This window comes from Methylobacterium indicum (assembly GCF_017347565.1).
GTDB lineage: Bacteria > Pseudomonadota > Alphaproteobacteria > Rhizobiales > Beijerinckiaceae > Methylobacterium > Methylobacterium indicum.
In genome coordinates this window covers 2,647,858-2,670,114 of sequence record NZ_AP024145.1, presented here as the reverse complement: position 1 = coordinate 2,670,114, position 22,257 = coordinate 2,647,858, and the positions used below count along the sequence as shown (strand labels likewise).

The 22,257-nt window shown below is 72.4% G+C and carries 19 protein-coding genes and 1 tRNA gene; 14 read left to right on the top strand and 6 right to left on the bottom strand.

Annotated features, from left to right (window positions below; translation table 11 throughout):
- Nucleotides 1-10: 10 nt before the first annotated feature.
- A complete protein-coding gene (locus miv_RS12535) occupies nucleotides 11-2,059 on the bottom strand; it encodes a transglycosylase domain-containing protein (protein WP_244748975.1) in 2,049 nt (682 codons plus the stop codon).
- 348 nt (nucleotides 2,060-2,407) lie between these two features.
- Here miv_RS12535 and miv_RS12530 point away from each other — a divergent pair, with 348 nt between their 5' ends.
- Nucleotides 2,408-3,730, top strand: a complete 1,323-nt coding sequence (locus miv_RS12530; RefSeq protein WP_207183019.1) for a hypothetical protein — start codon at nucleotides 2,408-2,410, stop codon at nucleotides 3,728-3,730.
- Nucleotides 3,731-4,123: 393 nt separating this feature from the next.
- Entirely contained in the window at nucleotides 4,124-5,758 is a 1,635-nt protein-coding gene (locus miv_RS12525; protein ID WP_058619365.1) for an ABC1 kinase family protein, read from the top strand.
- 145 nt (nucleotides 5,759-5,903) lie between these two features.
- On the opposite strand, the gene miv_RS12520 is transcribed toward miv_RS12525, so the two are convergent.
- Nucleotides 5,904-6,101, bottom strand: coding sequence for a hypothetical protein (locus tag miv_RS12520; RefSeq protein ID WP_048427040.1), 198 nt, complete (start codon nucleotides 6,099-6,101; stop codon nucleotides 5,904-5,906).
- Between the two features lie 570 nt (nucleotides 6,102-6,671).
- On the opposite strand from miv_RS12520, the gene miv_RS12515 reads away from it, so the two are divergent.
- The 4 genes from miv_RS12515 (at nucleotide 6,672) to miv_RS12500 (ending at nucleotide 9,623) form a co-directional block, all read left to right on the top strand.
- Complete coding sequence (locus tag miv_RS12515; RefSeq protein ID WP_082711483.1) at nucleotides 6,672-7,184, top strand: cupin domain-containing protein; 513 nt, start codon at nucleotides 6,672-6,674, stop codon at nucleotides 7,182-7,184.
- A 318-nt stretch (nucleotides 7,185-7,502) separates the two neighbouring features.
- Nucleotides 7,503-7,847, top strand: a complete 345-nt coding sequence (locus miv_RS12510; RefSeq protein ID WP_048427042.1) for a hypothetical protein — start codon at nucleotides 7,503-7,505, stop codon at nucleotides 7,845-7,847.
- 81 nt (nucleotides 7,848-7,928) lie between these two features.
- Nucleotides 7,929-8,018, top strand: a tRNA-Ser gene (locus tag miv_RS12505).
- A 585-nt stretch (nucleotides 8,019-8,603) separates the two neighbouring features.
- Entirely contained in the window at nucleotides 8,604-9,623 is a 1,020-nt protein-coding gene (locus miv_RS12500; RefSeq protein ID WP_207183018.1) for a hypothetical protein, read from the top strand.
- A 122-nt stretch (nucleotides 9,624-9,745) separates the two neighbouring features.
- Here miv_RS12500 and miv_RS12495 read toward each other — a convergent pair whose 3' ends face one another.
- Nucleotides 9,746-9,940 carry a hypothetical protein gene (locus miv_RS12495; protein WP_207183017.1) on the bottom strand — a complete coding sequence of 65 codons (195 nt, stop codon included), beginning with the start codon at nucleotides 9,938-9,940 and terminating at the stop codon, nucleotides 9,746-9,748.
- A 38-nt stretch (nucleotides 9,941-9,978) separates the two neighbouring features.
- Entirely contained in the window at nucleotides 9,979-10,917 is a 939-nt protein-coding gene (locus miv_RS12490) for a pirin family protein (protein ID WP_207183016.1), read from the bottom strand.
- Between the two features lie 224 nt (nucleotides 10,918-11,141).
- Between miv_RS12490 and miv_RS12485 the strand changes: the two genes are divergently transcribed.
- From miv_RS12485 to miv_RS12475, 3 genes are all read left to right on the top strand, one after another.
- Entirely contained in the window at nucleotides 11,142-11,435 is a 294-nt protein-coding gene (locus miv_RS12485) for a hypothetical protein (RefSeq protein ID WP_048430983.1), read from the top strand.
- 69 nt (nucleotides 11,436-11,504) lie between these two features.
- On the top strand, nucleotides 11,505-14,855 hold the full coding sequence (locus tag miv_RS12480; RefSeq protein ID WP_207183015.1) for a S41 family peptidase: 3,351 nt from the start codon (nucleotides 11,505-11,507) through the stop codon (nucleotides 14,853-14,855).
- Nucleotides 14,856-14,938: 83 nt separating this feature from the next.
- A complete protein-coding gene (locus miv_RS12475) occupies nucleotides 14,939-15,340 on the top strand; it encodes a nuclear transport factor 2 family protein (protein ID WP_207183014.1) in 402 nt (133 codons plus the stop codon).
- 57 nt (nucleotides 15,341-15,397) lie between these two features.
- Here miv_RS12475 and miv_RS12470 read toward each other — a convergent pair whose 3' ends face one another.
- Complete coding sequence (locus miv_RS12470) at nucleotides 15,398-17,584, bottom strand: primosomal protein N' (RefSeq protein ID WP_048428949.1); 2,187 nt, start codon at nucleotides 17,582-17,584, stop codon at nucleotides 15,398-15,400.
- 90 nt (nucleotides 17,585-17,674) lie between these two features.
- A complete protein-coding gene (locus miv_RS12465) occupies nucleotides 17,675-18,031 on the bottom strand; it encodes a DUF2293 domain-containing protein (RefSeq protein WP_207183013.1) in 357 nt (118 codons plus the stop codon).
- Nucleotides 18,032-18,231: 200 nt separating this feature from the next.
- Between miv_RS12465 and miv_RS12460 the strand changes: the two genes are divergently transcribed.
- The 5 genes from miv_RS12460 to accD all read left to right on the top strand — a co-directional run bounded on the left by miv_RS12460 (nucleotide 18,232) and on the right by accD (nucleotide 22,177).
- Complete coding sequence (locus miv_RS12460; RefSeq protein WP_048428947.1) at nucleotides 18,232-18,540, top strand: hypothetical protein; 309 nt, start codon at nucleotides 18,232-18,234, stop codon at nucleotides 18,538-18,540.
- Nucleotides 18,541-18,560: 20 nt separating this feature from the next.
- The gene (locus miv_RS12455) at nucleotides 18,561-19,505 is read left to right on the top strand and encodes an ABC transporter ATP-binding protein (protein ID WP_207183012.1); all 945 of its coding nucleotides are present in this window, start codon (nucleotides 18,561-18,563) and stop codon (nucleotides 19,503-19,505) included.
- A gap of 179 nt (nucleotides 19,506-19,684) precedes the next feature.
- Nucleotides 19,685-20,176 carry a GNAT family N-acetyltransferase gene (locus miv_RS12450; protein ID WP_207183011.1) on the top strand — a complete coding sequence of 164 codons (492 nt, stop codon included), beginning with the start codon at nucleotides 19,685-19,687 and terminating at the stop codon, nucleotides 20,174-20,176.
- A gap of 163 nt (nucleotides 20,177-20,339) precedes the next feature.
- A complete protein-coding gene (gene trpA / locus miv_RS12445) occupies nucleotides 20,340-21,170 on the top strand; it encodes a tryptophan synthase subunit alpha (RefSeq protein ID WP_048428945.1) in 831 nt (276 codons plus the stop codon).
- Between the two features lie 50 nt (nucleotides 21,171-21,220).
- Nucleotides 21,221-22,177 carry an acetyl-CoA carboxylase, carboxyltransferase subunit beta gene (gene accD, locus miv_RS12440; protein WP_048428944.1) on the top strand — a complete coding sequence of 319 codons (957 nt, stop codon included), beginning with the start codon at nucleotides 21,221-21,223 and terminating at the stop codon, nucleotides 22,175-22,177.
- Nucleotides 22,178-22,257: the final 80 nt, after the last annotated feature.

Genomic DNA, 22,257 nt, shown 5'->3' with positions numbered 1-22,257 from the left:
GCATCGCCCCTTACTGCCACACCCCCGCCTTGCGGGCCTTGGCGTTCGCCTCCGCGGCCTGCAGTTCCGGCGAGGCGCCCGGGGTGGCGCGGCCGGCGCCGTTGAACAGCACCACCTCGGACAGGTCCTGGTCGCCCGCGCGGCAGCGGTAGAGGTCGGGACCGCCCGCCGGCTGGCACGTCACCTCGCGCCGGCGCAGGTACTGGCGGAACTCGCGGGCGTAGCTCCCGCCCTGCCCCTCGACGCCGACGAGGCGCAGAGCCTGCCCGTCGAGGCGAAGCCGCCCGGTATCGATCACCCGCGGCACGCCGTGCAGCACCGGGGCTGCGCGCTCGCCGGGATTCTGCCAGGCCGGGCGCGCCGTGCCGCGGGGCATGCTGCCGGTCTCGCGTGCGCTCTCGCGGGCCTCGCGGGGCTCGGGGGCGGGGTGGGCCTTGGCCCATTGCGCGGCGACATCCTGAAAAAGGGCCTCGGGCCCGTCCCCGGCGCCGTTCTCGGCCGCCGCGCTCGACACCGTCGTTCCGGCGAGGAGGTCGCCGATCGTGCCGACGAAGAGGCCGTCCCGGCTCGCCGCGTCCTCCGCTCCCGCGGGCGGACGGGCGAGGCCGGCGAGCAGCGCCAGGAGGGCGGTGCGCCGTTCCGCCTCCGGCACCGGTCCGGCGACGAGGCGGTCGTAGACCGGGCGGCCGTCGCGCCCGAGATGGCGCAGGCTCGCCGACGCCGCCCGGCGGGCCTTCGGCGTGTCGGGAAGCGGCGTCCCGCCGGCCACCGCCGCCCGTACCGAGCCGTCGGGCCCGAGAATCAGGAGGCTCGCCCGCGCCCCGCCCCGGCCGGCAGCCTCGAGACGGCGCTCGGCGGCCGCCTCGGCCATCGCCTGGAGGTCGCGGTCGAGGGTGGTGCGGATCGTGGCGTCCTGCGGCAGGTCGGGGCCGAGGCGGTCGGCAGCCTCCGCCAGGACGAGGTCGGGAAATCCGCTGCGGGTCACCGGGGTGGTCCAGACCGGGGCGATCCCGTCGAGGCTGCGTCCCGCCTCCGCCGCCTTGGCGGCCGACAGGTCGCCCCGCATCACCATGCCGTCGAGGACGTCGCGGGCGAGCGCCCGGATCGCCGTCACGTCGCGGTCGGGCTGCAGGCCGGGCGCCCGGGCGAGCGCCGCGAGATAGGCCGCCTCCGCGGTGCCGAGGGCGGCGGCCTCCTTGCCGAACAGGGTACGGGCGGCGGCGTCGATGCCGATGAGCCCGGGGCCGAACCGCGCGAGGTCGAGGGCGCGGGCGAGGATCCGCGCCCGGTCCTCGCCGGCCTGGAGCCGCAGCACCAGCATCGCCTCGCGCACCCGGTCGGCGAGGCTGCGCGGCGCGCCCGGCGGGGCGCCGATGAGGTCGCGGCGCACGAGGCGCTGGGTCAGGCGCGGGCTGCCGCGCCGCGGGCCGTCGCTGATCGTGTCGCGAAACGCCTGGCCGATCACCGCGGCGATGCCCGCCGCGTCGAGCCGGTAGCCGTCCTCGAACCACGGGTCCTGCGCGGAGAGGAAGGCGGCGCGCATCGCCGGGGCTACCGCATCCGCCGGAAGGTTGCGTCCGCGGGTCGTGCCGCGCCGGGCGATCGGCGTGCCGTCCTCCGCCTGCACGGTCAGCGTCCGGGTGACGGAGGCCGGTCCCGACAGGGGCGGCAGGGTCGCGGCGCACCAGATGAGGAAGAGCGCGGCGAGCGCCGCCGCCCCCAGGGCCGCGAGGACGAGGACGCGCGCCCAGGGCAGGGTCGAGGCCCGCTGCGCCGCCCCGGCGGCCCGGGCCGCGAGGGGATGGGCGCCCACGCGCGCCGCCGCCCCCTGCCAGGCCGGCGCGACCCGGCGCATCGGCACGGCGGCGGCCGCCATCACCGGCGAGAGGACCGCCCGTGCCGCCCCGGCGGCACCGGTCCGGACCCGGGCGAGGCGGTCGGAGACCTCGCGCTGCGCGGTGGAGAAGCGGGAGGGTGCGGGCCTGGAACCGGGAAGGTCGGGGCCGGCGAGGTTGGGGCTCGCAAGATCGAGCCAATCCCGCCCGGACTGCGTCGTCATCGGCTCCGCCACCATCCTGCCTGATCACCTCCGGGACGCGCCGTGTCCCGCCCCGGCCGCGCGAGGACGGCCGGAGACGCAAAACGGCTACGGTCCCCCGGAAACGTTGGCCCTGGGGAAACAGTTCCGCCATCGGGCCCTCTCGCGTCGTGCGGGCGCCAGGTGACGCCAGTCCGCGCCGCGTGCGGACCCATCTCGACAAGTGTTGTCGGCCAAACTTGGCCATTCGACCGTGTCCGTTGCAGTGCGAATTCAGAAAAGCCGGAACGATAATCAGAAGTCGGCGTTTTGAAGCATCTTCGAGGCGCCGCTGCATCGCTGAGCCGGCGCGCAGGGAGGCAAGCAATCATGAACAGACTGACTGTTGGACTGGCCGCGCTGCTGCTGAGCACCTCGGCCTACGCCCAGACCGCCGCGAGCCCGGGCGCCGGCGGCGCCCCCGGCCGCGGCGGCGAGATGAGCCAGTCCGGTCCCAAGGCCGGCCCTGACGCGAAGGCCGGCCCTGACGCGAAGGCGGGTGCCGGCGCCCAGGCCCGCGGCGAGATGGGCAAGGGCGGCATGGACAAGGCCGGTATGGACAAGGCCGAGGCCGCACGGCCGGGCGCCGGCCGGGACGGCATGGACAAGGCCGACAAGCGCGGCGACACGGCCGACCGCAAGGGCGGTATGGACCGCGACGGGACCCGCGACCGGGCCGAGCGCGGGCCCGAGGGCCGCGACGGCCGCGACGGCCGCCGGGCGATGGACGACCGCCGTGACCGCGACGGCGACCGCCGGGCGGAGCGCCGCGGCGACCGTGCCGAGCGGTTCGAGCACCGCGAGGGCCGGGCCGGCTTCCGCAGCGAGGCCCGCGAGGACCGCATCACCACCGTGGGCGGCCGCCGCTACGTGACGATCGCCGGCCAGCGGGTGATCTACGGCTCGCCCGAATACCGCCGCCTCGTCGTGGTCGAGCGGCGCGAGAACCGGGTCGTGCGCCCGGGCCGGGTCGAGTTCGTCACGATCCAGGGCCGCCGGGTGCGGGTCGGCTCGCCCGAGTACCGCCGCCTCGTCATCCGCGAGAAGAGCGGGCCGGGCCGTTACGTCATGGTCCGCGGCCAGCGGGTGATCTACGGCTCGCCGGAATACCGCCGCCTGATCGTGTCCGAGCGCACCGGTACCGACCGCTACGTGACGATCTCCGGCCGCCGCGTGCTCTACGGGTCGCCCGAGTACCGCCGCCTGGTGGTCAGCGAGCGCAGCAGCGTCACCGGCAGCGTGCGCGGCCGTGACCGCGTCGATGTCCGCGGCGAGCGCCGCGAGGACCGGCTGAGCCGCAGCGAGGAGCGTCGCAACGGCACGATGGACCGCGAGCGCAACCGCGAGATGTCGCGCGGCGAGATGAAGGACGGCAAGGACCGCCGCGAGATGGGCGAGCGCAACGGCGCCCGGCCGGAGCAGGCGGCGGGCAACCAGCCGGGCCGCAACGGCACCGAGCGCTCCATGAACGGCGGCAAGGATGCCGGCATGGCCGAGCGTCAGCAGGCCGGCGAGCGGCAGATGGGCAATCGCGGCGGCGCCGGCCCCGAGACCACCGGCAGCACGCAGCGCGGCGGCCGCCCCGGCGGCCAGCCGAACGAGGCCGGGAAGCCCGCCGGCGCGGGCCAGCCGGGCGCCGGCGGCCGGATGTAATCCCCGCCCCGATTCCCGTCGCAACCGTGATGGAGGCCGGCCCCGGATCGCCCGGGGCCGGCCTTCGTGCGTGCGGGCCGCGCGTGCGGGGCGCCCGCCGAGGGGGGGCGGCCCGCGAGGTTGCGGCAATGGAGCGCCCGCCCCCCGGCGCGATTGTATCGGTCCGGGTCATGCGCTACCGCCGATGGGCCGCCGCCCCTTTCCCGCCCGGTTGACGCGGCAAGCAGGCGGGACATGTCGGGAGGAGCCGGGGCCGGAAGGGACCAGGATGCCGATGCGACCGCCCACGTCCAGCCTCGGCCCGGGCGAGCCCCCCGCCCCCACCGCCCTGCCCGGCCGGGTCGCCCCGGCCGTCGCACCCCTTCATCCCAGCCGAGCAGATTCGACGCGCAGATGCTGAAAACCGCCATCGTCGCGGCGCGCGACCGCCAGCGCCTCCAGGAAATCGCCGGCATCCTGATCGGCTTCGGCGTCAACAAGGTCGTCGACCGCCTCGGCCTGCGGGCGATTCCCCGCCTCGCCTGGCGCAGCGCTCCCGCCGTCGACCTCGCGCGCCTGTCCCAGCCCGAGCGCCTGCGCCGGGCGATCGAGGCCCTGGGGCCGACCTTCATCAAGCTCGGCCAGGTTCTGGCGAGCCGCGCCGACCTCCTGGCGCCGCAATGGACGGAAGAGCTCGGCAAGCTGCACGACAAGGTCGCGCCCCTGCCCTGGGAGGTGATCCGGCCCCAGCTCGAGGCCGATCTCGGCGCCCCGCCCGCCGAGATCTTTTCGGAATTCGACACCAACCCGATCGCCTCGGCGTCGATCGCCCAGGTCTACCGCGCCCGGCTCGAGACCGGCGAGGACGTGATCGTCAAGGTCCGGCGCCCGGGGCTCCAAAAGATCATCGAGGCGGACCTGCGGCTCCTGTCGCACGCCTCGCGCATCGTCGAGACCGAGTGGCCCGAGATGGCCCGCTACCGGCCGACCGAGCAGATGCGCCACATCGCCAACGGCCTGCGCGAGGAGCTGGACCTCGCCAACGAGGGCCGCAACTGCGAGATGCTGGCGGCGCTCTTCCCCGACCGCGACGACGTCGTCTTCCCGAAGGTCTACTGGGAATACACCTCCGAGCGGGTGCTGGTTCAGGAATTCATCCACGGCATCCCGCCGACGGACACCAAGCGCCTGGAGGAGGCCGGGCTCGACCGCAAGGTGCTGGCCCAGCGCGGCGTCGACGCCTTCCTGCAGATGGCGATGATCGAGGGCCTCTTCCACGCCGATCCGCATCCGGGCAACCTGTTGGCGATGCCCGGCAACCGCATCGCCTTCATCGATTTCGGCATCGTCGGGCGGCTGTCGCAGCGCCGCCGCTCGCAGCTCCTGATGCTGATCGGCGCGATGCTGCAGGAGGATGCCGACGGGCTGATGGCGGTGCTGCTCGACTGGACCGGCGCGAGCAACCCCGACCTGACCAAGCTCGAAGCCGCCTCGCAATCCTTCGTCACCCGCCACAACGGCGCGACGCTCAATCTCGGCCTCGTGCTCACCGACTTCATGACCATGGCGCGCGAGAACGACCTCGCGATGCCGACCGACCTCGCGATCCTGTTCAAGGGCCTCGTCACGGCGGACGGCGTGATGCGCCAGCTCGACCCGGCCTTCGACCTGTTCGCGGCCGCCGGCCCGACGGTCAGCCGCCACATGCGGCAGCAATTCTCGGTCAAGGACCTGAAGGGCCGGTTCCAGGGACTGGCGACCGGGCTCTACGGCGCCGCCTCCGAGCTGCCGACGCTGATCCACCTGATGCTGGTGCGCCTCAAGCAGGGCCGCGTCACGGTGGAGATCGAGCTCAAGGGCATGGACAAGCTGACCCGCGGCATCGAGCGGGCCGCCGCCCGGGTCGCGGTCGGCCTCGTGGTGGCGGCCTTCGCCACCCAGCTCGCCCCCCGCCTGATGGAGCACGGCACCCCGGCCTTCGCCACCATCGGCATCCTGGTCCTGACGATCGGGATCGGCTGGATCCTGCTGCTCGCCCGCAACCGCTGAAACGGGAAGGGGCCGCCCCGGCGGGACGGCCCCTTCCCTCGTCCGGGATCGCCGCGCCGTCGAACGCTCCGTTCGACGGCGCGGCGAGGCACGCCCGAAGGGCGTCGGCGCCGAGGCGCGAGATTATGATCCGTCCGATCCCCGCTCAGGCGGCGAGGCGGCGGCTGCGCTTGCGGGCGTGCAGGTCCTGCGCCGCCCGGGTGGCGTGGCGCGGGCTGCGGAAGATCCGGCCCTCGAGGGTGTGGAAGTCCGGGTGGGCGGAGAAGAAGCGGAATCCGTCGGTCTCGGGAACGACGATCCCGGCCGAGGTCTCGCCGACCTCGACGATGCGGGCGGGCTGCATGGGCAACGATCTCCAGTCGCGGCCGCCGCTCGGGCGCCGCGCAAAAACGTCTTGCGAATGGGGTGATGCAGGGATCGGGCCGGTTCAGCGGCCCGGGCGGGCGGCGCGAACGAGGTCGCGGCGCACGCCGCATCGACAGAGGGCGGCGGAGGCCGGAACGGCGCGGTCGGCGCAGGGCATGCGGCAGAGCAGCATCGCGTCATGTCTCCGGGTTGGCCCACCGGCGCCGTCCGGCGCCGGGGTGCTTTAGCGTTTGGTCTCGCGGCGCAATCGCCTCAAATCACCGCGGCGAGAGGCCGGTCGCCGGCCTCGAATGCCAGGACAGCATCGGTCGATCGGGCCGGCCTGTCAACGAGAATGTTCTTTTTATGGAACAACTCGAAAGACAAGAAGCTTCTGGCGCCGCGCTGTTTCGGAGCAGATCGCGTGTTCCTCCGCCATCTTCGGCCCGAGACACTCGCGGGCAACCGAGATTTGTTCTTTATATCAAACAAGCTCGAAGGGCCATCACCCTGGCGCGGGCCTGCGCCGTGGCGCAGGATGCGGGCTCTCGCCCAGCTGGAGCCCGCCATGTCGCAAGACCACGATCATTCCCACGACCATTCCCATGACCCTGCGGTGGAGGCGACTGCCTGGAAGCACGACGGCGTCCGGGTGATCACCGGCGACAAGCTCGACCCCAACACCGCCCAGACGCCCGGCATGTTCCGCCAGGCGGCGATCAACCATGCCCGGGTCGGGGCACAGAAGATCTGGGCCGGCACCGTGGCGATCGAGCCCGATGCCAAGACCGGCGTGCACCATCACGGGGCGCTGGAGAGCGTGATCTACGTCGTGCGGGGCCGCGCCCGGATGCGGTGGGGCGAGCGGCTCGAATTCGTCGCCGAGGCCGGCCCCGGCGACTTCATCTACGTCCCGCCTTACGTGCCGCACCAGGAGATCAACGCCTCGCCGGACGAGGTGCTGGAATGCGTGCTGGTGCGCTCCGACAACGAGGCGGTGGTGGTCAACATCACCGATATCGAGCCCGTCGAGCGGCCCGAGGCGGTCTACTGGATCGACCCGATCCACCGGCACCCGTGACCGCCCCCGGCCTCCAGGCGGTGTGGTCAACGCGGGAAAGTAATTGCGGTTCCCTGCCGGCGGCGTCCAGACGCCGCCAGTCACCGCGGGGCGATGTCGCAGGTTTCACCCCGATCTCACGTTCTCTCCATTGCGCCGGCAGCCGTTCGGGCGGGGCGGGTCCGGGACAGCCCGACACCAGGACGGTGGCCCCGGTGCATCAGGTCTGGGGAGGACTTGGATTTCCGGGTTTTTACGGCCACGCTTAACCTTCTGTTAATCACGAGGGGGGACCCTGGGGGCAATCCAAGATCTCTTGTTGTCCTCCCCGAGGTTCCCATGCCCGCGCCGCAGGCTCGCCCGTCCGCCCCCGACGATTGTCCGGTCTCCCTCGACGTGCTCGGCACGCTCTATCGCGGCGATTCCGAGGTGGTGGAGACGGTGCTGGCCGACATCCCGTCGGGCACCCGCGCCCGTCTCGCCGCCTATCTGTACGGCAAGAGCCACCTCCACGCCCTCGGCCTGCGCGTCGCCTCGGCCTGTACCGAGACCGACCTGGTGCGCGTCGCCGGCCATGCCGGCGCGGTGCTGTTCGCCCAGTCCCGCACCGAGCGCCGCCCCGCCGAGACCCGCATCCCCGGCCAGCGCCGCATCAGCCTCGCGGGCAGCCGCGCGATCGCCTGATCGCGGATTTCTCGCCGTCCCCGCTTGTGGTCCGGCGAGAACCCATGCTAATGCCCCGCCTGCGCTGGCGACGGCGCCCGCGGAGAGGTGGCAGAGCGGTTGAATGCACCGCACTCGAAATGCGGCATGGGCGCAAGTCCATCGGGGGTTCGAATCCCTCCCTCTCCGCCAAATCGACTGACCTTGAGGCGCAGCTGCTTCGGTCGTCTGGTATCTAAATAATACATTTATTTCGGATGGCTTGAGCGGCGAGCATGATGCTCGATCGTCTGGGCGGATCGTGTTGGGGATCGATCACCCGAGCAGGCCCCCTGAAGTACTGCTGGCAGGGTCCGAGCCGGTATCCCGCCGGGAGACAGGACGCCCTACTCCTCTCACGAGCGCTTCGGCCTCAGCCGCCAGAGCGCCGCTTCATGGTGATATGGCGGTTGTTGCGATGCTGTCGGGATCGCCCGATCCAGGCACATGAATCTGCGAGACACGTCTTTTATAAGATAATACAATATATTTAGCGAAGATATTTGCAATATATTCTAAAAATTACCCCATGGCAGGCGAAATTACCATAAAATACGTCGTCGTCGCAGATTATTTTCGATTCATATAAATGAATTGATTAGTAAACAAATATAATCATCGCCCTTTTGACCGTCTGCGTGCATATGCGACATGTCGCATCATTCGATCTTGTCTCGCGGATCGGGTCGTCGTGAATCGAAGCGACATCGGATATGAGCTGGAGCCGGGAGGTGCGCGATGGACTGGTTCGAGCGGCTGACCGGATTTCGGGAGATGGATTACGCGGAGACCCAGGCACGGCTGCGCATCAGCGAGGCTCGCCTCGTGCAGGAGCGGACCGGCGATCGCTTCGCGATCGGCACGCTGACGCTGCCATCGGTGGCGGAGCTGCGCGCGTCGGCCCTCGGTCTATGTCGGCCGGGCCGGCCGCGGTTGTCCATCGCCGAGGGCGACGTGCGGGCCATGCACCGCCTGCCCGAGAACCGGGGCGCGCTGTTCCAGGTCGCCTCGCAGTTCAACATGCTGGAGATGGTCGGGCCCGACGTCGCCCCGGAGGATGGCGTCGCCCGCTACGCCCACGATCGGACCCAGGGTCCGGCCTGCGCCATGGCGGCCGGCGCCGCCACGATCTACCGCAACTACCTCGTGCCCGTCGGCGACGGGACCGGCCAGGCCGCCGGGCGGCAGCTCGACGGGCTCGCCGATTTCGGTGACGCCCTCGCCTGGCGCCTCGGTACCGTGCGGACGGCGTTGTGGAGCATGCGCAACGGATACGCGCTCCCGACGCGAGAGGGGCTCGCGGCCATCGCCGCCAACCTGGACCAAGCGGACGAGGAGGCGCTGGACGACCTGCGCGGCCGGCTGAGGCTCGGCCTGCACACGGATGTCGAGGTCACCGATGGGCCGGCGCCGCGTCCGCGCGTCAGCCAGATCTTCTGCTCGGCGCTGCCGGTCGCCTATGCGGGCCTGCCGCAGGCGGACTGGGCGCCCTTCGCCCGCCTGGTGCTGGAGGCCGCCTACGAGGGGACGCTGCTCGCCGGTGTGATCAACGCGGCCCGCGGGGCGTCCGACCGCGTGCTGCTGACGCGGCTCGGCGGCGGGGCCTTCGGCAACGCGGAGGCGTGGATCGACGCGGCCCTGTTGCGGGCGCTGCGTGTGGTCGGGACCTGCGATCTCGACGTCACGATCGTCAGCTACGGGCCGCCCGCCCCGGCCTTGCGCGACCTCGTGCGACGCTACGCCGATCCGAGCGGATGATCGGGCCGAGGGTTCGTCGTGCGGTCCGACGGAGCGGCGTCCTGCATCGTGCCGTCCAAGATCATGCCGCCGCTGTCGGTCCGGGCACGCCTGGGCGAGAGCGTCTCCATCGACGGCCTCCCTCAGGGTAGCATCCTGGCCTCGACCGGCGATTTCACCATCGGCACCATGACGGCCGTCGCGGGGTCGGGCGCCGCCATGCCGAGATCCGGATCTCGGCACCGGTCCACCAGGGCAGCAGCGGCGCGGCGCCGGTCACCGTGCGCACCGCCGACGCCCTGGACGGCGGCGCCCGCCGAGAGGGCCCGCGACGTCATGGTCCAGGTCGTGTGCGCGTGAGCCGCCCTCGCTGCGCTCACGGATAGCGGACGGGCGGCGGGTCCTCGGGCAGCGGGATGAACTCGGCGTCGTTCGGCACCGTGTCGAACCGGCCCTGGCGCCAATCCTCCTTGGCCTGGGCGATCCGCTCGGGCCGCGAGGAGACGAAGTTCCACCACAGGTGGCGCGGGCCATCCATCGGCTCGCCGCCCAGCACCATGAAGCGGGAATCTTCCGTCGCCCGCACGCTGATCCGGTCGCCGGGTCGGAAGACCAGGAGCTGGCCCGGGCCGAAGCCGTCGCCGGCGATCTCGATCGCTCCCGACACCGTGTAGATCGCCCGCTCGTCGTATTCCGCGTCGAGGGGCAGGACGGATCCGGCCTGGAGCGTCACGTCGGCATAGACCATCGGGCTCGAGGTCCGCACGGGCGAGCGCGCGCCGTAGGCCTCGCCGGCGATCAGCCGCACGGTCTTGCCCTCGCCCGAGACGATCGGCAGGGCGCCGGCGTCGTAATGCTCGAAGGCCGGGGCGGTCTCCTCGTCCCGCGCCGACAGGGCGACCCAGCTCTGGAGGCCGAACAGCCGCGAGCCCGTCTGCCGCAGGGCGCTGCCAGTGCGCTCCGAATGGGTGATGCCGCGCCCCGCCGTCATCCAGTTCAGCTCGCCCGGGCGGATCGGCAATTCGGTGCCGAGGCTGTCGCGGTGCATGATCTCGCCGTCGAACAGATAGGTGACGGTGGACAGCCCGATATGCGGGTGCGGCCGCACGTCCATGCCCTGCCCGAGCACGAACTCGGACGGGCCCATCTGGTCGAAGAACACGAACGGACCCACCATCCGGCACTCGGTCGAGGGCAGCGCCCGCCGGACCGCGAAGGAGCCGAGGTCGCGCGAGCGCGGCACGATCAGGGTTTGGATCGCGTCGCAGCTGAAGGCATTGCCCGGAACGGGGTCGTCGGCACCGTGCCAGCTCATCGCATCTGCTCCTTCCGAAGGGGCCCCGAGGGGGTTTGCGTCGCCCGCCGGGCGGCCGTCCCGTGAGCCCGCATCCTGGCCCCACCGGATCGACCTGAAAACAGAAACGATCGAAACGCATCGTTTCGATTTGCGGGCTCGGGCCGGACAGGGAGCCATCGGGCGCAAGCTTCGCGCAATCCAGCTCCCGCACGCTGCGCGCTCCGGTGAAGGGAAGGCGGGCCATGGGCGACGAAGCACTGACGGAGGAGCAGGCCGCCGAGCGCCTGTCCCATTACCTCCTGAAGGAGGCCTATCACGACCTCGCCGCGGTGCTGCTCAGCGCCAACGCCAAGGCGGCCGAGAGCCTGTTCTACGCCATCGAGAAGCGCACCGCCGACGCATTGCGCGCCATCGTCTCCGACCGGACCGAGGGCGCCGCCTCGACCCGCATCGCCCGGACCGTCGGCGGCGAGCTGCACGAGCTGTTCGCCGGCGCGCATGGCCGCACCGCCGCGGCGCCGCAGCAGGTCGCGTAAGCTCGACAGCGGCAGGGCTGTCGCCTTACGCTGGGAGAGAACGACGCTCTCTCGCCCCGACGGTCCGCCATGCGCAGGCTCCTCGTCACCGCGCTCCTCTTCCTGTGCACGGCGGAAGGCCGCGCGGAGGAGCATCGGGCGGAGGAGCACCCGGGAGAGGAGCCGCGGACGCTCTGGCTGCGGGAGCCGGCCCTGTCGCCGGACGGGAGCCGCATCGCCTTCCGGTCCCGCGGCCGGATCTGGACCGTGCCGGCCGCCGGCGGCGAGGCCCGGGCGCTGACCGGCGCCGGCGCCCACGCGGAGACGCCGGTCTGGGCGCCCGACGGGCGGAGCCTCGCCTTCGCCTCCGACCGCTCCGGCGCCCTCAACCTCTACGGCGTCCCGGCCGGCGGCGGCGAGGCGCGGCGCCTGACCTGGTACTCCCTCGACGAGCGCCCGATGAGCGTGACGCCCGACGGTCGGTCGGTGCTGTTCGCCTCGGCGCGCCTGGGCGATGCGACCCGCACCTTCGCGCCCCCGCTCCGCTCCGAACTCGCGAGTCAGGTCTACGCCGTGCCGCTCGCGGGCGGGCGCGAGACCCTCGTCCTGCCCAACGCCGCCCTCGACGCGGCCTGGGATCCGGAGGGACGGCGCCTCCTCTATACCAGCCCCAACATCGAGCAGCGCTTCCGCCAGCATCAGGTGTCGCAGGCGGTGCGCCAGGTCTGGCTCTACGACGCCGCCACCGGGCGCCACGAGCGGCTCACCGACGGCACCCGCGAGAACCGCGGCGCGGTCTGGCTGCCCGGCGGCGAGATCGCCTATCTCGGCGAGGCCTCGGGCACGCTCAACGTCTGGCGCCTGTCCCTGGCCGACCGGGTGCCGCGCCAGGTCACGCGGTTCGACGGTGCGCCGGTGCGCTCCCTCTCCGCCTCCCGCACCGGCGACCTCGCCTTCGCCCGCGACGGGCAGGTCTACCGGCTTCGCGCGGGCGGCGAGACGCCCGAGCCCGTGCCGATCACCGCGCCGGAGGCGACCTTTCCCGACGAGGTCCAGGCCCGCACCTCCGAGTTCAGCGACCTCGCCCTGTCGCCGTCCGGGCACGAGGTCGCCCTGGTGGCGCAGGGCGAGATCTACGTCGCCGCCCGCGACGGGAGGTCGGTCAAGCGGATCACCCGCACGGCGGGCGAGGAGCGCAGCCCCGCCTTCTCGCCCGACGGCCGCCGCCTCGCCTACGCGGCCGAGCGCGACGGGCATTGGGGCCTCTACGAGGCGGTGCCGGCGGAGCCCGACGAGCGCGGCTTCGCGCAGGCGACCCGCCTCGTCGAGCGGGCGCTGCCGACCCCGCCGGGCGACGCCTTCCTGCCGACTTGGTCGCCGGACGGACGGCGGCTGGCCTACATCCTCGACCGCGGCGCGGTCCACGTCCTCGATCCCGCGACCGGCGCCGACCGCGAGGTGGTGCCGCCGGGCCGGTTCTATCCCTACCGCGACGGATCGTGGTGGCTGTCCTGGTCGCCGGACGGGCGCTGGCTGGCGCTGCCGGTCCAGCTCGACCGCGGCTTCACCGACAACGTGGCGGTGGTGCCGGCGGACGGCACGCGGCCGGCCGAGCGGGTGGCGCCTGCGGGCGAGGGCCAGAGCGAGGCGCAGTGGAGCCCCGACGGCGGCATGCTGGTCTGGCGCAGCGAGCCGGAGGACCTGCACTCCGCCTCCGGCGCCACCGAGCCGGCCGACATCGACGCGGTCTTCGCCTCGCGCCGGGCCCGGGACGCCTACGAGGCGCGCCTTCGCGTGCCGGTCGAGCCCGAGGCGCCCCGCCCGGCCGATCCGCCCCGGGGAACGGAGCCCGACACCGCCGAGACCAGAACCGCCGAGCCCGGGGCCTCGCCGCCGCGGGCCGCCGCCCGCCCACCCGCCCCGCTCCAGCCCTTCGATCCGGACGGCCTCGAGGACCGGCAGCACCGGCTGTCGCAGGGCCATGTCGACGTGGTCCTGGCCGCGATGCTGCGCGACGGGATGAGCCTGCTCGTGGTCGAGCGCAGCGAGCGGCCGAAGGGCGAGGGCTACGCCCTGACCGGCACGGTCCGCGACCTGCGCCGGGGCACGCGACGCACGGTCTTCTCGGATCTGCCCTATCGGAGTCCCTTGCCGGTGCGGCTGAGCCGCGACCAGAAGGTCCTGGTGGTCCTCTTCGGGACCGGCTTCACCGAGATCGACCTCGCCAAGGGCACCCCGCGCCACGTCCGGGTCGAGGCCGATGCGAGCCACGACCCGGCGGCGCGCCTCGCGGCGGGCTTCGAGCAATATTGGCGCCTGACGCGGGCGAAGTTCCTCGATCCCGGCATGCACGGGGTCGATTGGGACGCGGTGCGGACCCGCTACGCCCGCTTCCTGCCGGCGCTCGCCGACGCGCGCGACCTCGCCGAGCTCCTGTCCGAGATGGCGGGCGAGCTCGACGCCTCGCATACCCGGGCCTTCGTCGCCCCGAGCGTGCCGGCGGGCGAGCAGACCGCCTCCCTCGGCCTCTACTACGACGAGACCTTTGCCGGCCCCGGCATGCGCGTCGCCGCGATCCTGCCCGCCGGGCCGTTCGATGCCGGCGACACCCGGCTCGCCCCCGGCGACGTGATCACGGCGATCGACGGCGAGGCCGTACCCGAGGCGGGCGGCCTGCGCCGCCTCCTGCGCGGCGCCAAGGACCGGCGGGTCGAGGTGGCCTTCGCCAAGCCGGACGGGACGGTCCTGCGCGAGCGCCGGGTGCCGGTGAGCCTGGAGCGCGAGCGCGACCTCGCCTTCGAGCGCTGGCGGCGCCGGCGCCGGGACGCGGTGGCGGCGCGCTCCTGCGGGCGTCTCGGCTACGTCCACGTCCGGGCGATGAACGCCGCCTCCTACCGCAGTACCTTCGCGGAGGTTTTCGGGCGCTTCGGCCGCGCCGAGGGGCTGGTGGTGGACGTGCGCTTCAACGGCGGCGGCAACCTGCACAACCAATTGCTGACGATGCTGTCGGGCCGGCCCTACCTCACCTTCGCGCCCCGGACCGGCCCGGTCCAGAGCGACCCGCGCGACCGCTGGAGCCGTCCCTCCGCCGTGCTCATGAACGGGGCGAGCTATTCCGACGCCTCGATCTTCCCGCAGGGCTACCGCGACCTCGGCATCGGTCCCCTGGTCGGCGAGCCGGTGGCCGGCACCGGCACCTTCGTCTGGTGGGTGCCCTCCCCGATCGTGCCGCGCCTCACCTACGGGTTGCCGCAGGTCCCGCTCTACCGCACCGACGGTACGCGGCTCGAGAATACCGACGTGCTGCCGGACCTCGCGATCCCCTCCGACCCCGCCGCCTGGGCGGAGGGCCGCGACCCGCAGCTCGACGCGGCGGTGGACCGGCTGCTCGGCGGGACGGGCGGGGCCTGCCGAGCGGTAGGGGCTGCGGCGCCGGGGTAACCCGAGGACAGGATAGGATCAGTCTGGCGATATGAGTGGCTCACTTCGATCTCTTGCGGGCAATACGAATTTGCTGAGCCAAGATGGCAGTGGAGATCAGGATGGCTTCGCCAAGCAAAATGGATCTCGTGAGGGGCTTGGAAGAACGTCTGCATGATCCCGCCATTCGTAGCTCGCCGGATAAGGTGGCCGCGCTCCTGGCAGATGATTTTCTTGAATTCGGAAGATCTGGCGCGGCATACGGGAAAGATGAAATCGTTCGCAGACTGGCCACGGAGCAGGGTCGCGAGCGATCGGAGCTGATCGCCTACGGATACGAGCTGAGGATCCTCTCTGCGGGCGTCGTGCTTTTAACCTATAGAACCGTTCGGAAGGTGGAAGGAGCGCCGGACCTGCACACGCTGCGCAGTTCAGTTTGGAAGCTGATCGACGGCAACTGGCAGATGGCATTCCATCAGGGAACGCCAACCGTTGCCAAAATCTAACGTCTGCCCACCACCCCAAGTGGTCCTCCGCGCGGTCAGAGTGTTTGGGTTTCCACGCTACAGAAAACTCTGCGGATCGACGTCGATCCCGACCCTGAGATTCCCCCGCGGCTTCGGCCCGCGGGCGAGCCAATCGCGCAGATAGCTCTGGAGGTCGATCTCGCGCTCGGTCTTGACGAGCAGGCGGAAGCGGTAGCGGCCGCGCACCAGCGCCAGCGGCGCTTCCGCCGGGCCGAGCACCATCACGCCGGGCGGCGGCTCGGCGACGCGGGCCAGCGCCCGGCCATGGGCCTCGGCCGCCTCGCGGTCGGTGCAGGAGATGACCAGCGCCGCGAGCCGGCCGAAGGGCGGCAGGCCGGCGACCTCGCGGGCGGCGGTCTCCTCGGAATAGAAGCGCTCGGCATCGCCCGAGATCAGCGCCGAGATCACCGGGTGCTCGGGCTGGTAGGTCTGGACGAGCGCCCGGCCCGGCTTCTCGCCGCGGCCGGCGCGGCCCGTCACCTGCTGGAGCAGCTGGAAGGTGCGCTCCGCGGCGCGGGGATCGCCGGAGGTGAGTCCGATATCGGCATCGAGCACGCCCACCAGCGTCAGATGCGGGAAGTTGTGGCCCTTGGCGACGAGCTGGGTGCCCACCACGATGTCGCAACCGCCTTCGGCCACGGTCTGGAGCTCGGCCCGCAGGCGCTCGGCCCCGCCGGGAAAGTCGCTCGACAGCACGATCACCCGCTTGTCCGGGAAGGTGGCGGCGACCTCCTCGGCGATGCGCTCGACGCCGGGGCCGCAGGCGGTGAGGTTGTCGAAGGTGCCGCACTCGGTGCAGGCCTCGGGCCGGCGCTCGGCATGGCCGCAATGGTGGCAGACCAGCGCCCGGCGGAAGCGGTGCTCGACGAGCCAGGTCGAGCAGTTCGGGCATTGGTAGCGGTGGCCGCAGGCCCGGCAGAGCGTCAGCGGTGCGTAGCCGCGCCGGTTGAGGAAGAGCAGCGCCTGCTCGCCGCGCGCATTGGTCTCGGCGATGGCTGAGACCAGGCTCGGCGACAGGTAATGCCCGCGCGGCACCTTCTCGCGCCGCATGTCGATGGCCTGGATCTCCGGCAGGCGCCGGCCGCCGAAGCGCTCGGGCATCACCACCCGGCGGTAGCGGCCGCGCTCGGCATTGACCCGGGTCTCGATCGCAGGCGTCGCCGAGGCCAGCACCACGGCGGCGTGTTCGAGCTTGCCGCGCACCACCGCCATGTCGCGGGCGTGGTAGCACACGCCGTCATCCTGCTTGTAGGCGCCCTCGTGCTCCTCATCGACCACGATGAGCCCGAGGGTGCGGAACGGCAGGAAGAGGGCCGAGCGGGCCCCGACCACCACCTGCACCTCACCCGACGACACGCCCGCCCGGATCTTTTCGCGACGGCGCCCGCCGACGCCGGAATGCCACGCGGCGGGACGCACGCCGAAGCGCTTGGCGAAGCGGTCGAGGAACTGCGCGGTGAGCGCGATCTCGGGCATCAGCACGAGCGACTGCACGCCCCGGCGCAGGGCCTCGGCCACCACCTCGAAATACACCTCCGTCTTGCCCGAGCCGGTCACGCCCTCGAGCAGCGTCACCCCGCCCTCGCCCGCCGCCCCGCCGTCTCGCGGCGGCGCGGTGAGCGTGGCGATGAGCGCCCGGGCCGCCTCGGCCTGGGGTCCCGAGAGGGGATCGTGCGGGTGGTCGGGGTCCGGCGGCTCGGCGACCCGCTCGGGCGCCAGCGCCACGGTCTCGAGTACGCCGTCGTCGATCAGGCCGTCGACCACGCTGGCGCTGACGCCGGCCTCCAGGCTCAGCGCGCGCTTGCCGCGCACCGCGCCGTCGGCCGCCACCGCCACCACCTTGCCCCGGGCCGGGGTCATCCGGCTCGGCGGCATCCCGGTCGCCCGCACGCCGACCTTGGCGGTCTCGGTGCGGCTCTCCTCCGGCAGGCGCAGGGTCATGGCGAGCGCCAGGCCCTTCGGCGCCAGGGTGTAGCGGGCGATCCACTCGACGAGGCGGCGCAGCGCCGGGCTCAAGCCCTCGACGCCGACCCGTCCGCTGACGCGGCGCAGGTTCGAGCCCGCCCCGTCGCGCAGGGACCAGACCACGCCGACGGTCTCCCGCGGCCCGAGCGGCACCTGCACCACGTCGCCCTCCTGGAGGACGAGCTCGGGCGGCACGGCGTAGCTGTAGGCCTGGTCGAGGGCGAGCGGGATCAGGACGTCGGCGATCGGGGCGGTCATCGGGCTTCGAAGGTCGGGCGGGGCTGCCTCGTCATATAGGAACGGTCACGCCGGCTCGCCCCCAGAGGTTCCGGATCAAGAGATGCCGGATCAGGAGACGCCGGATCCTGCGGTCTCCTCGTCCTCGCCGATCCGCCGCCGCACGCCCCACTCGGCCAGCACGGCGTTGAGGTCGTCGAGGACGAAGTGGCGGGCGCTGTCCTGGTCGTAGCCCTCCTCCAGCAGGGAATCGTACTCGGTGAAGACGTGGCGGGCGTAAGCCACCATGCCGAGCCAGGCGGCGGTCTCGGGCGCGGCATTGCGCAGGCCGGTGCTCGCCAGCGCCCGATCGACGATCGCCTCCGATTCGAATTCCGGCACCCGGGGCGCGAGGCGGGCGAGCGCCGCCTCCACCGCCTCGCGTCGGGTGGGGAGCGCCCGTGGCGCGGGATCGGGACGGCGGGTCATCGGGGCCTCCGGCGCGGGCGAGCGGGCGACCCTGCCGGAGCGGGCCGGTCCTGTCACTCCCACGCCGCCGCGCTGCGAACAGGGCACGCGGATGCGCCGATCGGCGCCGGTGTCGCGCGCTGCGGAAACCGCATAAGGTGGGACGTCCGTTCTTCTTCACCGGCCTCCCGCGACGCGGCGGGCGGCCCCGAGACCCCGCCATGCGCCTCTTCCTCGCCAGCACCCTCCTCGCGCTCGCCGCCGGCACCGCCGCGGCGCAGACCGAGGTCCCCGCCCCGGCCGGCACGGCACCCCTGGGCGTGACCGCGCCGGCGGCGAGCCCCGCCACGCCGGCAGGCCGGCGCCAGCCCCGCCGGGGCGACGCCGCCCAGGCGGCGGCGAGGCCCGAGGGGGTCAAGCCGGACGTGGCGGATTCCGCCCGCAAGGCGCAGGCCGCGACCGCCGCCCGCGACAAGGCCTGGGACGCCCGGATGAAGCGCACCCTCGGGTCGATCTGCCACGGCTGCTGAAGAATCCGGCGATCACCCCGATGATCCGCTTCGAGGGCGCGGCCAAGACCTATCCCGGGCAGGCCCGGCCGGCGCTCGACGCCTTCGACCTCACGGTCGAGGCCGGCACGACCTGCGTGCTGATCGGCCCTTCGGGTTGCGGCAAGTCGACGGCCCTGCAGATGGTCAACCGCCTGGTGGCGCCGAGCGCCGGCCGGGTGTGGGTCGAAGGTCGCGACGTCGCCGGGCTCGACCCGATCTCCTTGCGCCGGCGCATCGGCTACGTGCTCCAGGGCGTCGGGCTGTTTCCCCACCGCACGGTCGCCCAGAATGTCGCGACGGTGCCGGGCCTCCTCGGCTGGGACGCCCGGCGGATCGCCGAGCGGGTCGACGCGATGCTCGACCTCGTCGGCCTCGATCCCGGCGAGGTCCGCGACCGGCGGCCGGACGCGCTCTCGGGCGGCCAGCGCCAGCGGGTCGGCGTCGCCCGGGCGCTCGCCGCCGACCCGCCGGTCCTGCTGATGGACGAGCCCTTCGGCGCCGTCGATCCCGTGGCCCGCGCCCGTCTCCAGGACGAGGTCCGGGGTATCCTCGTCCGGCTCGGGAAGACCGTGCTGATGGTCACCCACGACCTCGACGAGGCGGTGCGGATGGGCGACACGGTGGCGCTGATGCGCGAGGGGCGCCTCGTCCAGGTCGACGCGCCCGAGCGCCTGCTCGCCCGGCCGGCCGACGCCTTCGCGGAGCGTTTCATGGGCTCCGATCGATGGCTCCGGCGCCTCGCCCTGCTGCCGGCTACGGCGGCCCAGCTGGCGGAGCGGGTACCGGACGACGCCCCATGCCTGCCCGGCGGGGCAAACCTCAAGGACGCTCTCGGGCTGCTGCTTGCGGGTGATGCGGAGCGCATCGGTCTTGGAGAAGACGGAAGCATCACGCTCGCATCCCTGCGCGCCGCTGCAGCCGGCGCCGCCGATCGAACCTCCTGAAGCGGGTGCCCGACCCGGCGCCGCGACCGGGGAGCAAATGGCTTGCAGCTCGAGTGCCGGTCGTGCTTTTCTATGGATACCCAAGTTTTGTTTAGTTCGCGAGATCGGGATTGCCAGCCCATTCCCTAAGGAATGAAGCGTGCGTCTGATTTAGCCGCCATCGGGGAGACTTCATAGCCATGACCGCGCTCCGGATTCGAACCTTCAGGCCCGAGGACGCGCGGGACGTCATCGGGATTATCCTGCCGATCCAGCGGGACGAATTCGGGTTCGCGATCACGGAGGACGACCAGCCCGATCTGCACGACATCCCGGGATTCTATCAGGTTGGGCACGGCGCCTTCCTGGTCGCGGAGGTCGACGGTCGACTCGTTGGTACCCTCGGCCTGAAGGATATCGGTGCGCGGCAGGGCGCCCTTCGCAAGATGTTCGTGGAGGCCGGTTTTCGCGGGCGCGAGCACGGTGTCGCTCAGGCCCTGCTGCATCGCTTGATCGAGGACGCCAGGGTGCAAGGCCTGCGCGAGATCTATCTCGGCACGACCGAGCAGTTCCTGGCCGCGCACCGCTTCTACGAGAAGAACGGCTTTCGTGCCGTCGCGGCGGACACCCTGCCATCCGCCTTTCCCAGGATGGCCATCGACACCCGGTTCTACCGCCTGGCCCTCGCCTGAGGCACGTGCGCGCTGGTCGGCCCGATGGCCCATGCGGTCGCGCAGCCGCGCCGGGCCGGCTTCACCTCGGCTCCCCAATGGTGTAGCGCGACGGCTTCGCCCCGCCCCGAGCCCGCGCGTGATCGACACGCTGGCCGCCGCTCCCGGAGGCCTGAGAGATCGCATGACCACCCGTCTCGCCGATACCTTCGCCCGCTGCCGCGCGGAAGGCCGCGCCGCCCTCGTCACCTACGTGATGGCGGGCGATCCCGACCCCGAGACCTCGCTGCAGGTGCTGCGCGCCCTGCCGGAGGCCGGCGCCGACATCGTCGAGTTCGGTCTGCCCTTCACCGACCCGATGGCCGACGGCCCGGCGATCCAGGCGGCGGGCCTGCGCGCCCTGAAGATCGGCCAGACGCTCGCCGGCACCCTGGAGCTGGTGCGCCGCTTCCGGGCCGAGAACGCCGGCACGCCGGTGATCCTGATGGGCTACTACAACCCGATCTACACCTACGGCGTCGCCCGCTTCCTCGACGACGCCAAGGCGGCCGGCATCGACGGGCTGATCGTGGTCGACCTGCCGCCGGAGGAGGACGACGAGCTCTGCCTGCCGACGCTCGAGGCCGGCCTCGCCTTCATCCGCCTCGCCACCCCCACCACCGACGAGGCGCGCCTGCCCGCCGTGCTCGCGAACACCTCGGGCTTCGTCTACTACGTCTCGATCACCGGCATCACCGGCACGGCGACCCCGGATTTCGGCGTCGTGGGCAGCGCGGTCGAGCGCATCCGCCGCCACACCGACCTGCCGGTGGTGGTCGGCTTCGGCGTCAAGACCGGCGCGCATGCCGCGGCGCTCGCCCGCTCCGCCGACGGCGTGGTGGTGGGCTCGGCGATCGTCGACACCCTCGCCCGCTCCCTCGACGGCGAGGGCAAGGCCGGGGCGGGCTCGGTCGAGGCGGTGACGGCGCTGGTGCGCGAACTGGCGGCCGGCGTGCGCGCCGGTCGCGCGGGCTGAGCCGCATCCCCATCTAGAACCGTTACGATTCCGACGACCGAGGAGCGATCATGGTCGAGGCGATGAACTGGATCTCCGAGGTCGTGCGCCCGAAGATCAAGACGCTGTTCAAGCGCGAGACGCCGGAGAACCTCTGGGTGAAGTGCCCGGAGACCGGCCAGATGGTCTTTCACAAGGAGGTGGAGGCCAACGGCTGGGTGATTCCCGGCTCGGAGCACCACCTGCGCATCACCGCGCAGCAGCGCCTGAAGCTGATGTTCGACCAGGGCACCTGGCTCGACGTGCCGCTGCCCGACGCGCCGGCCGATCCCCTGAAGTTCCGCGACGAGAAGCGCTACGCCGACCGGCTCAAGGACGCCCGCGCCAAGACCGGCATGACCGACGCCTTCAAGGTCGGGTACGGCCGCGTCGCCGGCCTGCCGATGACGCTGGCGGTGCAGGATTTCGGCTTCATGGGCGGCTCGCTCGGCATGGCGGCCGGCGAGGCCTTCGTGCGCGGCGCCGAGACGGCGCTCGAGAAGCGCACCCCCTACGTGCTGTTCGCGGCCTCCGGCGGGGCGCGGATGCAGGAGGGCATCCTGTCGCTGATGCAGATGCCCCGCACCACCGTGGCGGTGCGCCGCCTCAACAACGCCCGCCTGCCCTACGTCGTGGTGCTGACGAACCCGACCACCGGCGGCGTCACCGCCTCCTACGCCATGCTCGGCGACGTGCACCTCGCCGAACCCGGGGCGCTCATCGGCTTTGCCGGCCCGCGGGTGATCGAGCAAACCATCCGCGAGAAGCTGCCGGACGGCTTCCAGCGCGCCGAGTACCTGAAGGAGCACGGCATGGTGGACCAGGTGGTCCACCGCCGCGAGATGAAGACCACCATCGCGCGCCTGTGCGGCCTCCTGATGCAGGTGCCGGCTGCGTCCCTGGCCGAGGCGGTCCCCGAGCCCAAGGCCGAGGCCAGGCCCGAACCGAAGGTCGAGCCGAAGCCCGAGCCCCGCGCCGTCCCGGCCTGATCCGGGCGCATCGCAGGATCGCGCCCCGCTTCGTGCCGCGGGAGCCGATTTCGGCCTTGCCGTCCGCTCGCCCGGCCGTC